The sequence below is a fragment of the Streptococcus infantis genome (assembly GCF_047464415.1).
Taxonomy (GTDB): domain Bacteria; phylum Bacillota; class Bacilli; order Lactobacillales; family Streptococcaceae; genus Streptococcus; species Streptococcus infantis_AE.
This window is the reverse complement of sequence record NZ_JASHBX010000009.1, coordinates 25,037-40,201: the sequence shown is the minus strand read 5'-3', so window position 1 is coordinate 40,201 and position 15,165 is coordinate 25,037. Positions and strand designations below refer to the sequence as shown.

Annotated in this window: 10 protein-coding genes; 3 read left to right on the top strand and 7 right to left on the bottom strand. The window is 38.5% G+C overall.

What is annotated here, in order from left to right; all coding sequences use genetic code 11:
• Window positions 1–9 precede the first annotated feature (9 nt).
• The 3 genes from addA to QM460_RS06495 all read right to left on the bottom strand — a co-directional run bounded on the left by addA (window position 10) and on the right by QM460_RS06495 (window position 7,708).
• Window positions 10–3,657, bottom strand: coding sequence for a helicase-exonuclease AddAB subunit AddA (gene addA, locus QM460_RS06505; protein ID WP_414289591.1), 3,648 nt, complete (start codon window positions 3,655–3,657; stop codon window positions 10–12).
• Window positions 3,654–6,905 (bottom strand): ATP-dependent nuclease subunit B, encoded by a 3,252-nt coding sequence (gene rexB, locus QM460_RS06500; RefSeq protein ID WP_414289590.1) that lies wholly within the window; start codon window positions 6,903–6,905, stop codon window positions 3,654–3,656. The genes addA and rexB overlap by 4 nt, the downstream gene beginning before the upstream one ends.
• Before the next feature lie 131 nt (window positions 6,906–7,036).
• A complete protein-coding gene (locus QM460_RS06495; protein ID WP_414289589.1) occupies window positions 7,037–7,708 on the bottom strand; it encodes a lysostaphin resistance A-like protein in 672 nt (223 codons plus the stop codon).
• A gap of 191 nt (window positions 7,709–7,899) precedes the next feature.
• Here QM460_RS06495 and QM460_RS06490 point away from each other — a divergent pair, with 191 nt between their 5' ends.
• The 3 genes from QM460_RS06490 to QM460_RS06480 all read left to right on the top strand — a co-directional run bounded on the left by QM460_RS06490 (window position 7,900) and on the right by QM460_RS06480 (window position 10,657).
• Entirely contained in the window at window positions 7,900–8,709 is an 810-nt protein-coding gene (locus QM460_RS06490) for a Cof-type HAD-IIB family hydrolase (RefSeq protein ID WP_414289588.1), read from the top strand.
• 270 nt (window positions 8,710–8,979) lie between these two features.
• Window positions 8,980–9,888, top strand: coding sequence for an ATP-binding cassette domain-containing protein (locus QM460_RS06485; RefSeq protein ID WP_414289587.1), 909 nt, complete (start codon window positions 8,980–8,982; stop codon window positions 9,886–9,888).
• A gap of 10 nt (window positions 9,889–9,898) precedes the next feature.
• Entirely contained in the window at window positions 9,899–10,657 is a 759-nt protein-coding gene (locus QM460_RS06480) for an ABC transporter permease (protein WP_414289586.1), read from the top strand.
• A gap of 39 nt (window positions 10,658–10,696) precedes the next feature.
• Here QM460_RS06480 and QM460_RS06475 read toward each other — a convergent pair whose 3' ends face one another.
• The 4 genes from QM460_RS06475 to pcrA form a co-directional block, all read right to left on the bottom strand.
• Complete coding sequence (locus QM460_RS06475; protein ID WP_414289585.1) at window positions 10,697–11,575, bottom strand: sensor histidine kinase; 879 nt, start codon at window positions 11,573–11,575, stop codon at window positions 10,697–10,699.
• Window positions 11,572–12,273, bottom strand: coding sequence for a response regulator transcription factor (locus QM460_RS06470; protein WP_414289584.1), 702 nt, complete (start codon window positions 12,271–12,273; stop codon window positions 11,572–11,574). The genes QM460_RS06475 and QM460_RS06470 overlap by 4 nt, the downstream gene beginning before the upstream one ends.
• A 105-nt stretch (window positions 12,274–12,378) precedes the next feature.
• Window positions 12,379–12,639 (bottom strand): SemiSWEET family transporter, encoded by a 261-nt coding sequence (locus QM460_RS06465; RefSeq protein ID WP_414289583.1) that lies wholly within the window; start codon window positions 12,637–12,639, stop codon window positions 12,379–12,381.
• A gap of 163 nt (window positions 12,640–12,802) precedes the next feature.
• Window positions 12,803–15,091: a DNA helicase PcrA gene (gene pcrA, locus QM460_RS06460; RefSeq protein WP_414289582.1), complete on the bottom strand. Its 2,289-nt coding sequence runs from the start codon at window positions 15,089–15,091 to the stop codon at window positions 12,803–12,805.
• Window positions 15,092–15,165: the final 74 nt, after the last annotated feature.

Sequence of the window (15,165 nt, the reverse complement as noted above, 5' to 3'; positions counted from 1 at the left end):
CCTTTCTTTTTAAAGTTTAACAACTTCTACTTGGTCTTTACCAAGTAGAATCAAATATTTCTCAACTGTTTCTATCTGATAGGAACGAGATAGAGCCTCTGCATAGAGTTCTAATTGACCACGATAACGTTTAATAAGCTGACTAGCATACTCATAACGGTCTGTCTTGTAGTCAAAGAGAGCAATCTTATCATCGTAGAGGAGATAACCATCTAAGATTCCACGGACAACAAAGTTTTCTTGGCTCTTCTCGTCTCTTTTTAACATTGAGAAAGGTTGTTCTCGATAGAGTTTATCTTGATTTGCAAGAATATCTTGGCCTAGAGCCGTATCAAAGAAGGACAAAATCTTATCAAGATTGATTTTGGATTTGACAGCTGAACTTACTTGAACTTGCTCCAAGGCCTCTGTTAAAGTCTCTAAAGTGGGTTTCTTAGCTAGATTAATTCTCTGCATGAGTTCGTGGGTAGCACTACCAATCTCAGCACCAGTAACTTTCTTAGTTTTAGAGAAATCAGGAAGGTTGAATTGAACCGTACTTTCTTTTAGTTGACTTTGACCAGCTACTACTACACCTTCCATATCCATGATAGGTTCATAGAATTTTTTAAGCTGACTAGGGGTTTGTACACTTGGAAGATTGATTGCTGCACGGTGGACTTGATTATACATTTCCACTTCTTTTAGCATTTCCAACGCATCTTTGATGGTTTCTGACTGGCGATTATCTGCTTGGGATTGGTCTTGGAGCTGGCTTTTATTTTCCAATTCTCCGATAGCTTCTTGGGTTAAATTTTCTTCACCCTCAAAGCGCACAGTGAAATGCAAATCCTCCTTAGAAAATGCTCGATAAATGGCCCAAATCCAATCTTGGAAATTACTAGCATCTAGTCTAGTTTCTCGAGTCAAAAGACCTTTCCCATTTGTCGGATATTCTTTTGCTTCTAATTTCTCACGAGATCCTTTTCCAACTAAATATAATTTTTTCTCAGCTCGCGTCATAGCCACATAAAGCAAACGCATGAGTTCAGAATAACTTGCTAATTGGAGCTCTTCTTCGTTTTGCGTATAGGTCAAGCTTGGAATAGATAACTTAATCGTAGATGGAACGTATTCCTCTTTGACATTTGTAGCAACTCTAGCAACATACTTGAGACCAAGGCCATTTCTTCGACTTAGGATGACCTCAGACATGGAATCTTGCTTGTTGAATTGCTGATCAATGTTAAGGATAAAGACATAAGGGAACTCAAGGCCCTTACTTTTATGAATACTCATAAGTTCTACAGCATCCTTAGGTGGTGCCACAGCGACATTAGCAAGATCATGCTGGGCTTCCAAGACCTGATCTATCATTCCAATAAAGCGAGATAATCCCTTGAAATTACTCTTTTCAAACTGATCAGCTCGTAAAGCTAAGGCATAGAGGTTAGCCTGTCTGACCTGACCATTTGGCAAAGAACCGACATAGTCATAGTAAAAGCGGTCGCTATAGATTTTCCAAATGAGATCATAAAGTGAGTGCGTTTTAGAATACAAACGCCAAGCCTGGACGGTTTCCATGAAAAAGTCTAACTTTTTGTGTAATTCAGTCTTAATTAAATCCTTTTGGAGGCTAGTTTGTGATTGAGCATTGACTAGTTTCTCGTAAAAGTTTTCTTGGACCTTATCCTCGGATTTTTGGAGAGCAAGACGAGCTAATTCATCCTCGTCAAAGTTAAACATTGGAGACTTCATTAAAGCCACTAAAGCGAAATCTTGAAGAGGGTTGTGAATGACACGAAGAGTATCCAACATAACCTGCACTTCTAGGGATTGCAAATAGTTTGATTGTGCGCCATCTGTCTTAACTGGAATACCATACTCAGACAAGGCAAGTAGGACCTGGTCATTGCGACTTCTGCTAGCAGTTAAGAGAGCCATATCCTTGAAAGAGACACCTTTATCATTATGAAGGCGAATTATCTCCTTAAGCACCATGCGCATTTCACCAGTTAATTTGTTGGTTGCAAGTTCCTCCTCATCATCAGTATCGCTATCATCATCCTTATCGTACAAGAGAACTTCTGCCTTGTTTTCAGGATTTGCTTGAATATCAGTATTTCCAAAAACAAGTTGATGCATACCATCGTATGAAATTTCCCCAACTTCATCGTCCATAAGATGCTTAAAGACATCATTTGTAGCATCTAGAACCTCTGAACTACTACGGAAATTTTCCTTAAGCAGAATTAACTGACCTTCTTTGCCATCTTGAGCAAATCTATGAAATTTTTCGTTGAAGATTTGGGGATCTGCCTGTCTGAAACGATAAATAGACTGCTTAATATCTCCTACCATAAAACAATTATGACCGTTTGAGAGGAGTTCCAGCATTCTTTCCTGGATGTGGTTGGTATCTTGGTACTCATCGACCATGACTTCATGGAAGCGTTCCTGATACTCTTGTCTAACCTGAGGGAAGTTTTCCAAAATCTCAATGGTATAGTGGCTAATATCAGCAAATTCAAAGGCATTTTCTTCACGTTTACGTTGTCGATAGGCATCAACAAAATCCCTCATGAAGACTTGGAATGTCTTTGCCAAGTCCCAGGAATCTTGATGATAATCTTCCTGAAATTTCAATAAAGTGATTTGATCATTGAGTGCAATCAACTTTTCAATTTTTACTTTTCTCTCTTGGTTGTAAGTTTCTTTCAAGTCTTGTAGTTCAGCCTTACGGCTAGCATTTGTAAGAGCACGACCTCCCTTATCCTTAGAGATACTAACAACTCGGTCTAAAACTTCTAGATATTGCTCAAAAGTAGATTCATGGCTTAAAGAACCGATCTCATCAAGAACTTGTTGGACAGATTCTAAATAAGCTGCTTTGCCAAATTTCTTGGCATCATTATCCAGATGATAACGGAAAAAGCTTTCTAAATCCCAAAGTCTTTCTTTTATATCCTCTGCAAGGATTTCTTTAGCAACTGTAAAATCAGCCTTTTCAAAGCCTTTTAGAAAGGAATTTTCTAGCCAAGCCTGAGGATTGCTGGTAGATTGCAAAAAGTCATAAATCATATAGACCTGTTTACGCAGTCCACGCGCATCCTTGCTTCTCCCTGCAAAGTTCTTCACCAACTGACTAAATCGTTCCTGTTCTTTGCCTTGGTAGTGACTTTCAAAAACTTGACGAAAAACTTCATTTTTGAAGAGAAGCTGCTCACTTTCATTCTGAAGAATGCGAAAATTTGGAGAGAGGTCAAGGAGATAACCATGCTTGGTCAGGAATTTTTGGGTAAAAGAGTCCATGGTCCCAATCGCAGCATTGGGTAAATCAGCTAATTGTCTGCCGAGGTGTTTTTTTAGTTCCACATCTTGCGTTTCTTGGATTTGTTGACTGATTTTCTTTTCCAAGCGTTCTTTTAACTCGGTAGCTGCCTTAACCGTAAAGGTTGAGATAAAGAGTTGGCGAATCTCAACACCACGCGCTAGTTGGTCAAGAATTCGTTCAGCCATAACAAAGGTTTTCCCTGAACCAGCTGAAGCTGAGACCAGAATATTTTGACCAGAGCTATAAATAGCTTGAATTTGTTCAGTTGTTTTCTTAGGTTTCTTGTTAGACTGAGCTTCTGCTACTTGCAAGGCTGCAATCTCTTCTTGGGTTAAAAATTTCATCGCTCCAACTCCTCTCTGATTTTATTAAACCAAGCTTCCTTGGCATTGCTCTTGGCAACTTTCTCTAAAAATCTCGCCTGACCTAGATGGTAATTGGCTTCAAAACCTGTAATAGCTTGATATTGTTGAACATAGGGTGCAATGCTTCTACCGTTTTCTGTATAAGGGTTGATCGCAAATTCACCAGATAAAATCTTCTCTGCCGCTTTTTTGTAGAGAAGGGCATTATAGTCCAACAATAACTGGAATTCCACATCAGACAACTGATAAGTCTTATTTTTATTGTAAAACTCTCCAAGGTTTTTTATCTCTTTTTCAAGAAAGAGGCCTTGGTATTTCATAGTCTTATTCGTTTCTGCTACTGCTTTAGAAAGAGTTTTAGCAGTTTGTAATGACTGAATTGGTTCAGCCATTTCTAGGTACATAGCACCAAAGAAATCCGTATTCCCTTCTTGCTTGAGGGCAGCTAGATAAGTTGGTAATTGCGAGTTAAGACCATTATAAAACATAGGGAACTTGAACTGAGTCAAAGAAGACTTATAATCTACAACACCGATAGCTCCATCTGATTTTAGACGGTCAATTCGGTCAACCTTACCACGAACATAGAGATTTCGACCATTATCTAGCTGAATAAAGGCTTGTTCCTTGCCACCAAAGATTGCCTCTTCCTGAATCGTTTCAACATCCGCATTATGTCGAAGAATATGTCCAGTAGCGCGTGCGACATCTAAGAGGACTTCCTTAGTAAATTGAGCCTCCAAACTCTCCTGATAAATAGCTTGAAACTCACGTTCTTGACTGGTTTCAGAGATAGCTTGTTCTAAACGTCGATCAAAGGATTCATCGATCGGCATTTTCAATGCCCGCTCAAAGATACGGTGCAAGAAATTCCCATGGCTTCGAGCATCAGGTTTCAGACGCACTTCTTCTTGCAAGCCTAATACATAACGAAGGTAATAACTGTATTCATTACGGTAAAATTCTGTTAATCCAGAAGTTGATAGATAGAAATCTTGTTCCTGCGGATACAAGGCTTTCAAAGTTTCAGAATCTAAAGTCTTGCTCTTTGGACTTGTTGGAAGGACGGGATTTTCCAAACCTTTGCCTTCCAACTTTTTACCCATCACACGAGCCAAAACCTTGACAAAGGTTAAGTCTTGGTCGCTTGTCTCACTCTCACCTTGCTGATGATAGGCAACAAGACTAGACAAAAGGCTGTGATAAGAACCAATATCATCCTTTGTTAGATTTTTTCGGTCAATTCTCTTTTCAATCTTGCTAAAACCAAAGTCTTGTAATTCTTTCAGATATACCGACTCTTTACTCTCATTTTCATTGAGTAAACTTGGCGCCGATAAGACCAATTGCTTCTTAGCAGAGTTAACCAACGAAAGCATAGTATAGCGATTCTTCTTGAGGTTTTCTTGACTTGCAATCAGTAATTGAGAACCTTCTTGAGTCATTTGATTCAAGGATTCTCTTTCTTCATCGCTCAACAAACTGGTGTTTTGAGCAATTTTGGGCAAATGATCTTGAGTTAAGCCAAGTACATAGATGTAATCAGATGTCAAAGGTGCAATCAAATCATAACTTTGCACTATGACAGTATCTACTGTTGCTGGGATTGTACGATAATTAGACAAGCTCATGCCTGAATGAAGAAGAGCCAAAAAATCATCCAAAGTGACCTGAGGACCTTCAAATACGGTAGCAAATTGCTCCATTACGTGGCAAAAGGCCTTCCAGACCTCCTCTTGTCTTTCTTGCTCCGCTACTTCCATCGTTGCAGATAAGTTTTGTAACTGCTTGGTCAAATGAGCTTCCTTCAAAAAGTTATTCCATTTTGCAAGAATATTTTCAGCTTTTTGCTTGCGACTAGATAATAAAGTTTCTAGTGGATTTAGAACACGAACACGAAGCTTATTTAATTTTTCTAAATCAAATTTCCCATGATGATTTTTTGTAAATTCTTGTTTAAAACTAGAAAGACCATCAATCCCTAGATAACGAAGATATTGTTCAAAGCTATCAATTTCCTCTTGGTTAAGGTCAGTATACAAGCCAGTTCGTAAGAGATTAATTAAATCTTCTTGACGGAAATTGTATCGTTTCAAACGTCCGATGGATTCTACGAATTGAGTTAGAGGATGATGAGCCATAGACTCACTCTTACCCAAATAAAAAGGAATCTGATATTGATTAAAAATTGTCTGCAAGGATAGTTTATAGGACTCTATGTCACCAAGTAGGATTCGAAAATTCTTATAGCTAAGTTTTGGCTCTTGGTGCAATTTCTGACGAATACTACGAGCAACTAACTCCAACTCTTCTTTTTGGGTCAGACAAGACCAGATTTGCAAGTCTTCTCTATCCTTAGCATCCACTTCCAAGCTAATTTCAGAATAATCATAAGCACTTTCCAGTAATTTTGAGGCTTTGGCAAAGGCATCAAGTTTCTCATGTTCTTGACAAGTATTTTCTGCCTTGGTCTGATATTTAAAAGCTAAATGGCGTAGAAACTCAACACTGGCTTGATAGAGGTTCCCTTCACTAAAAGGGCTATTATAGGCTTTCTTAGTTGCATAGACACCAATAATAATCTCAACACCCTTACGATGAAGCAAATCCACTAGGTGTTCCTCTTCTGCAGAAAATCGGGTAAAACCATCAATGACTAGGGCAATCTTACTAAAATCACTACTTACCTTGTTTTCTTCGATAGCATTAATCAGATAGGATAATGGACTCCCCTGTGAAACTTGACCTTGATTTAGATAAGCTGTTACCTTTTCAAAAATCAAGAGTAAATCAGAGCGTTTATCAGCATCTGTCAAACTTTCCAAGTCCAAAAAACTCATCTTTGCAGTTGTCATTTCATGATAAATCTCAATCAGTTGCTGGATGAATTGCGGATCCTGTTTAATAGCCCCGTAAACACGTAAATCCTTCGGATCAATCTCGGACAGACATTTATAGAAAGCCATACCAAGACCGATATCATCGAGACTTGACCTCTCAGGAATATCATTTAAAACCAGATAACGAGCCATTTGGGCGAAGCGCGTGACTGTGATAGCAAAAGAAGCCTGCTGACTCAAGTACTCCAGCACGGCACGTTCCTTTTCAAAAGAAAGAGAGTTAGGAGCTATGTAAAAGACTCGTTTGCCTTGGGCAACCAGTCCTTGAGCCTCCTTGGTCAGGATTTCTGTCAAAGAAGTCCGAATATCGGTATAAAGTAGTTTCATCTCTGCCTCATTTGATTTTTTCATTACCTTTCATTATACCATTTTTTGACTGCTAATCCTATAAATAGAGAGTTCTTAAACTACTGATAAAAAGTAAAATACCGGAAATTTCCGGCATTGATTGATAAGCACTAGCTTCCTGAAAATAGATTTACCCATAATTCCCAAAATGCAGCAATGTTAATCATGAGATGGAGCAAAATAGGATAATAGAGAGAGTGAGTTTTTCGGTAGAGGAATGCTACAATCGCTCCTCCACTTGCATAGGTGAAAAAGGCAAGTGGTGTTATACCATCAGCAACATGCACATAGCCAAATACACAGGCTGATAGTAAAACATCTCCATACCAAGGTGAATCTTTCAAAAATGTATTCATGAGAACTCCTCGATAAACCAATTCTTCTGTAATTGGTCCTAGCAGACAAGTAATAAGCAATAAATATAGTAACTCTTGTCTCCCTGTCATCTCAACTAATTCATTTAAAGCCATTTGATTGGACGTTGCTGGGGTTAAAAAGGAAAACACAATACCTGAAAGATGATTGACTCCATAAGCAAGAAGCAAATAAACTGGATATCTCCATTTCCACTTCAACTCAAGAATTTTCCTACCTTCGAATACTAGTAAATAAAGAATAGCTATAAAAGTAACGATGAGCTCTAAAAAAGCAAGAATTTGAAAAAATTCTCTACTAGCAGGTACAAGCCTACCTGCAAAATGATTAAAAATCCACCAAAACCATGTCTTCCTATAAATGATTACCAACAAGGCTAGTAAAATCTGTACTGTTCTTCTTTTCATGATAAGACCTCTGCTTTTTTATCCATTATCTCTATAACCTCTAATACATTGCAAGTTTAGTATAGCATATATTTGCCAAAAAGCTTCTTCAAATCATGAATTGTAATTGAAACGTCCTAAATTGACATAGTAATCCTTATTTCCACTAAATTATGCTATAATATAGACAAAACACGTGAAAAGGAACTACTATGATTAAACTACTTGCCCTTGATATGGATGGAACTCTACTCAACGAAGCCAAGGAAATCCCTCAGGCTCATATTGATGCCATCCATAAGGCTATCGACAAAGGCGTCAAATTGGTTCTTTGTACTGGTCGCCCTCTCTTTGGAGTTCTTCCCTACTATAAGAAACTAGGCCTCGATTTGCAGAATGAATACGTCATCGTCAACAATGGATGTTCGACCCACCAAACTAGTGACTGGGGTCTTGTTGACTGGCGAGAACTTAGCAAATCTGATATTGAATATCTGAATGACCTTGCTGAAAAGAGTGAGGTCCAGTTGACTCTCTTTGATGAAAAACACTACTTCGTTCTCGGAGGCAAACCAAATCCTATCGTTCAATATGATGCGACACTTGTCTTTGCTGACCTGACCGAAATCTCACTTGAGGAAGCCACTAGTGGTAAGTACCGTATGTTCCAAGGTATGTTCTTAGGTACAAAAGAACAAACAGATGATTTTGAACAACGATTTGCTGAAGAACTTTGTCAACGTTTTAGCGGAGTTCGTTCTCAACCTGTTATCTATGAAGCGATGCCACTTGGCACAACCAAGGCTTCTGCTCTTTCTCGCTTGGCTGATATTTTGAATATTCAACCTTCTGAAATCATGGCAATGGGGGATGCCAATAACGATATTGAGATGTTAGAGTTTGCAGGGCTTGGGATTGCCATGGGAAATGCTAGCGACTATGTCAAATCTCTCGCGGATGCCGTAACTGCCAGCAATGAAGAAGATGGTGTTGCACGCGCTATTGAAGAATATATTTTGTAGAATATAAGCCCAGTCAACTAGCATTTTTAGCCAACTGGGCTTTTTATTTTTTAGAAACTTAAAAACTTTAGAAACACTTTAGAAATGCTTGACGATTCTTTGATATCTATGCTTTATACTAGAATTATAAAAATAAAACATCTTATACTCTTCGAAAATCAAATTCAAACCACGTCAGCTTCGCCTTGCCGTACTCAAGTACAGCCTGCGGCTCGCTTTCTAGTTTGCTCTTTGATTTTCATTGAGTATTAAAGGTTAAAGGAGAAAACTATGAAAACAGTCCTCGAAATCCATGGCTTGTCCAAACAATTTGGCAAACAACCTATTCTACAAGACCTTAATCTCTCAGTAAAAGAAGGAGATATCTATGGGCTTATCGGAAAGAATGGTGCTGGTAAAACCACTCTGATTAAAATTATTACTCAATTATTAGCTGCTGATCATGGAACTATTTCCCTCTTTTCCAGTCAAGGATATAAGGAATGCACAAAAGCCCTATCTCGAGTAGGTTCAGTCATTGAATCTCCAGTAGCTCATAATCATTTAACGGCCTATCAAAATCTTAAATATTATTGTACTATTCGACATATCCCAAATGCTGATCAAGTCATTCAGGAAACATTAAAGTATGTAGGGTTAACAAATACAGGTAGAAAAGTTTTTCGAGATTTCTCTCTTGGGATGAAACAACGTCTAGGTATTGCTATCGCTCTCCTATCAAAACCAGACTTTCTCATCCTTGATGAACCCATCAATGGTCTCGACCCAATCGGTATCAAAGAATTTCGTCAAATGATTCAACGTCTGAATCAAGAACTAGGAATGACCATTCTCATCTCTAGTCATATCTTGTCAGAACTCTATCTCGTTGCCAATCGATTTGGAATCCTTGACCAAGGGAAGATCATTCGAGAAATCAGTAAGGCCGAATTTGAGACACTCAATGAAGACTATATCGTCCTAAAAACAATCGAAAAAGAAAAAGCTAGTCAAATCTTAAAAGACAAAGTGCGTCTTGAGTTTAAAGTTGTGAATTCAGAAAATGAGATTCATATTTTTAGTCATGAACAAGATGTCAAACGAATTCTCAAAGAACTTACTCTAGCAGATGTCGCTGTTGATGAGATTTACTATGCTCGTCAAAATCTTGAAGAATACTTCACACAATTAGTAAAATAGGAGGAAGATCATGATTCATACAATTCAAGCAGACTTTTACCGTCTTTTCCGTTCCAAAGGTTTTTGGATTACAGAGATTGTTCTCTTTGCACTCATGTTAATGGGAGCTACTATTGGGGCTACAGGACATCTAATGTCAGTTAATACAACGTCCCCAGAATCAGAAATTCCAACCCAAGGTTGGAATGGTGTGCAAGCCCTGATTAACGCATCTAGTCAAGGTTCAAACCTCGTTTTTCTCTGTATTATCCTTGCTTGCCTCGTTCTGGGAGTTGACCTTATCGGAAAACTCTATAAAAACAGTTTGACAGTAGGGGTTTCTCGTACAGAATTCTTCCTAGCCAAATCTGTTGTATTAGCCAGTATCGCTCTAATGCAAATTCTTATTAGCCTAGTTATTGCTTTCGTACCAGCAACTATCCTAAATGGGGTAGGAACGATGCCAGAAGGATTTATTGGCAATCTCCTTCTAACGATCGGCCTTCAATTCCTCTGCCTTCTTGCTTGGCTATCCATTATTTCTTTCATTCTCTATGTGACGCATTCTTATCTGGCTGTTTTCATTGGCTATTTAATCAGTTCTATCTTGCTTTCAACGCCGATGCTAATCTTTCCAGATATCGAGATTTTACGCTATTTGTCCTTGAATGTTGCCTATGCCATGACTGCCTATAGTCAGGCTGTTCTTTACACCATTATCGTTACAGTAACTGTTATTCTATTCTTTACCATTAGTGGACTAGCTGTTTTCAAAAAGAAAAGCTTATAAAAATGACCTCCTCTATTCAAAAAGAGGAGGTTTCTTGTTTTAAAAGAGAATCTTAACTGTAAACCAAGCACCATCTGTACTTAGTTGCAGTTCTGCTCCTAGAAGATGAGATAGTTCTTCAGTAATATAAAGACCTAAACCAGAGGATTCCTCTGTATCTGAGAGATTTTCAGAGTAAAATCGTTGACTTAGATTTTCAATTTTGCGAATGGGTTGTTTGACAAGATTAGCAATCTCCAAACAAATGTGATTGTCCACTTCCGCCAAAGAAAATCTTGCTTCATTCTTACCATGTTTTAGAACATTGCCAACGAGATTTTGCAACATACGGTCTAATAAATCCGAATCTGTCAGTAAATACAAACCAGGTTCTACTTGCAAATCAAGGTCAATCTTTGCCGTTTGAAAAGAATCATAATAGGTTAGCAATTTTTGCGTCATAAATGTCGAGACTTCTAACTCAGATAAGTCAGGTTTAACTGCTCCTTCCATTAACCGACGATAGTCCAAAAGAGCCTCTAGCCGTTTTGAAACTTGATTGAGATGATGGGCAATTTTTTTCAAACTCTCAGACTCAGGATTTTCTGTTTTAAGCAATTGCTGAGTATAACCCGACGCAATCGTTAAAGGCGTCCGAATATCATGTGCAATATTGCTAATAGCCATGTCTAAAGTCTGCTTTTCACGTTTCATAATCAAGCGTGACTGCTCAACTTCTTGAAAAAGATGACTGATTTGCTGGGAAAGATGTAAAAAATCCTTGGAGAAAGTTGACACTCCGATTCTCTTCATACTTCCAGTCAGAATCTTATCTTCAATCTGTTGGCTCAAGTTAACGAGTGCTAAATGATAGCGAATCAACCATATGGTCAATAGGATAATGACCAGCACTAGCAAAGATAGTAAAATGTAGATCATTGCTCAACTCCTTTTAACCGAACACCAACTCCCCAGATAGTTTCAATATACTCTTGCTCTGGATCCAGTTGGCCTAATTTTTTACGGAGATTACTTAAATGAGTGTTTAGAGTATTGTCGCCTGGTAAATAAGTATCCTCCCAGACCAATTCATAGAGTTCTTCTTTCGTGAAAATCTTCTTAGGATGTCCCAGTAAGGTTTGGAGTATCAAACATTCTTTCTTAGCTAGGCGAATAGTTTCCTGGCTATTTTTGATTGCAAAACTATCTGCATCAAATTGAATATTTTTTAACTGTTGAATCAACTTGTCAGGATTCTCGATTTCAACTGGTTGCTTATCACTATTTTGACGTAATTGAACCGTAACCCTAGCAAAAACTTCATCCAAATCAAAAGGCTTTACAATATAATCATTAGCACCATCTAAGAGATATTGACTGATGAGCTTTTTATCGCTTAGGGCAGTTAGCATGATGACAGGAACTGAACTAGCTTGTCTAATGGCTTTTAAAACCTGATCGCCATTTTTTCCAGGAAGCATAATATCTAACAAGATTAGATCAATGCCCCCTTGCTCAAATCGAATCATTCCTTCAGTACCAGAAAAAGCTTGAATCACCTCGTGTTCCTTAGAAAGAAGAGTTTTCAAAATTTCTTGAATCTCATTATTATCTTCAATGATAAGTATTCTAGCCATAAACACCAACCTTTCTAATAGTATTATATCATGTTTTTTTAGGAATTTCGGATAAAGAAAAACTCTCCCTCATAACTAGATATGAAGAAGAGTTTACTTTATGTTTTAGAATAAAGCTGTCAATGCGGTAATAAGTCCAAAAACAATACCTGGTGCATTAGCTGCTGCCAAAGGAATATCACGTTCTTTTTTAAAGAGACCGTAGTAAACCCAGAGACTGCAGTTAATTGCAGCTACTGCTGGTTGGATAAAGTTTCCTTTTTGACCCGCAAGGTTGTTCATAATTTGTGGAATATATGAGATATACATCATAACAGACATAAAGGTTGCAATCCAACCTAATGTTTTCATTTGTTTTTCACTCATTTTCTTCTCCTTTCAAAAACATTTTCAATTATACACTATTTTTTAGATAGTGAAGTTTAAAAAGCTATTTGTTAAAAACTTGTAAACTATCACAATCTTGTGATAAGAGAATCAAAAAAATACCCTCTTGCTATTTCAAGAGGGTATTTTATTCGTTTAAAACTTACTTTTTCTCAATCGGTGCTACACTAGCTAGGAGTTTTTTGAGGCCGACTTCTGGGAAATTGATTTTCAATTCCTGAGTAGATCCACTTCCTGAAACTTCTAGAACAGTTCCTTCGCCCCATTTTTTATGAAGAGCAATATCACCAATAGACCAACTGGTCTCACTAGAAGTCGATGTAGAACCAGCTGAAAACTGTCCAAAAGGTAGTCCTTTTGATTCAATTGATCTTGGAGCTGCGTTGCGTTTACGATCTTGTAGAGCTTGAGCTAGGCTCATGCCTTGACCAAAGGCGACACCTCCACTACTATAGGATGCTTTGAAGCTACTATTAGCAGGACGCGCCAAACCTTGATAAGTTAACAAATCTGAACTAATCTCATTGATAAAGCGTGTTGGGCGATTATAGTTCGTTCGACCAAACAGCAAGCGTGAGTTAGCATTGGTTAGATAAAGGATTTTCTCTGCGCGCGTGATACCGACATAGGCTAGACGGCGTTCTTCTTCCAATTCATCCACGTCCTCTGCTGCACGACTAAGTGGAAAGACATTTTCTTCCATTCCAATCAAGAAGACAACTGGAAACTCGAGTCCCTTGGCCGCATGGAGCGTCATCAGGGTTACTTCTGATGTTTCCTGACTGCCAGAGTCTGTATCTGCAATCAAGGCCAAATCGTTCAAGAAGCGACTGAGCTTATCCAAGCCAGTTTCCTCTTCCTGATTATCTGGATTATCATCAAAGTTCTTGGTAACAGAAAGGAACTCTTCGATATTTTCAACACGAGCCTTGCTTTCCAAAGTCGCCTGGGCATTGAGAATATCTACGTAGCCTGTCTTTTCCAAGACTGCTTCCACTAACTCAGTAATGCTTAATTGATCCAGTTGCTCCCGCAAATCAAGAATCATATTGGCAAAATCCCAGATTGACTGGGCTGCCTTACCTTTAATCCCTGATAACATGATGTTAGCTGAAGCATCAAGCATCGACATGTTTTGTAGGTTGGCAAAGTCACGGATTTTCTCTACTGTTCCTGGTCCAATGCCACGTTTTGGTTCATTGATAATCCGCTCAAAACTGATATTATCACTCAAATTGGCAATGAGATTCAGATAAGCGATAATATCACGGATTTCCTTACGGCTATAGAACTTAGTTCCACCGACCATAGTATAAGGAATATTAGACTTGAGCAGAGCTTCTTCAATGGTACGAGACTGGGCATTAGTACGGTAAAGAACTGCAAAGTCCTTGTGGAGGAAGTTTTGGCTTCGACCAAGTTCATCGATAGTTTTAGCAACAAAGACAGCCTCGTCTTGTTCATCATTAGCACGATAGTAGACAATCTGTTCCCCATTCGCATTTTGAGTCCAGAGATTCTTAGGACGACGATTTTTATTGTTTTTGATGACATCATTAGCTGCTTGGAGGATGGTTTTGGTTGAGCGGTAATTTTCCTCCAACAAAACAACTTTTGCTTTAGGATAATCCTTCTCAAAATCCAAGATATTCTGCATATCAGCACCACGCCAACCGTAGATAGACTGGTCAGCATCCCCAACTACGCAGATATTTTGGAAACGAGAAGCCAAGAGTTTAACGAGTTGATACTGAGCATGGTTGGTATCTTGATACTCATCAACATGAATGTACTGGAACTTCTGTTGGTAATAAGTCAAAACATCGGGATTTTGATCAAAAAGACGTAGAGTCAACATAATCAAGTCATCAAAGTCCACCGACTCTGACTGACGAAGTTCTTTCTGATAGGCCGTATAACACTTTGCTACAATTTGAGTGTACATATCTCCTGCCTGGGCAGCATAAGCAACATCGTCAATCAGATCATTCTTAGCATTGGAAATGGTTCCCAAAATAGTGCGTTCATTCCATTTTTTAGGATCCAAGTTTAACTGCTTGAGGATGCGTTTCATGAGCGTTCGCTGCTCTCCAGGATCCACAATCGTGAAATTGCGATTGTAGCCAATATGATCCGCATCGCGACGTAGGATACGCACGCACATAGAGTGGAAGGTCGCAATCAAACAATCCTGAGTAGCTGGATTGAGTCCATAAGCACGCTCCTTCATTTCACGCGCTGCTTTATTGGTAAAGGTAATGGCCAAGATATTCCATGGGTTGACCATCTTTTCATCAATTAAGTAAGCAATACGGTGGGTTAAAACACGAGTCTTACCAGATCCCGCCCCCGCCATGATCAGCAAGGGTCCTTCTGTGGTTTGAACGGCCTCGGCTTGACGGTCATTCATTCCCTTTAATAATTCGTTCATTTTCTCTTCCTTATTCTTCAAGTCAATGTTTCTATTATATCAAAAAAGTTTGAAAATAACTTTTCTTAGGAGCC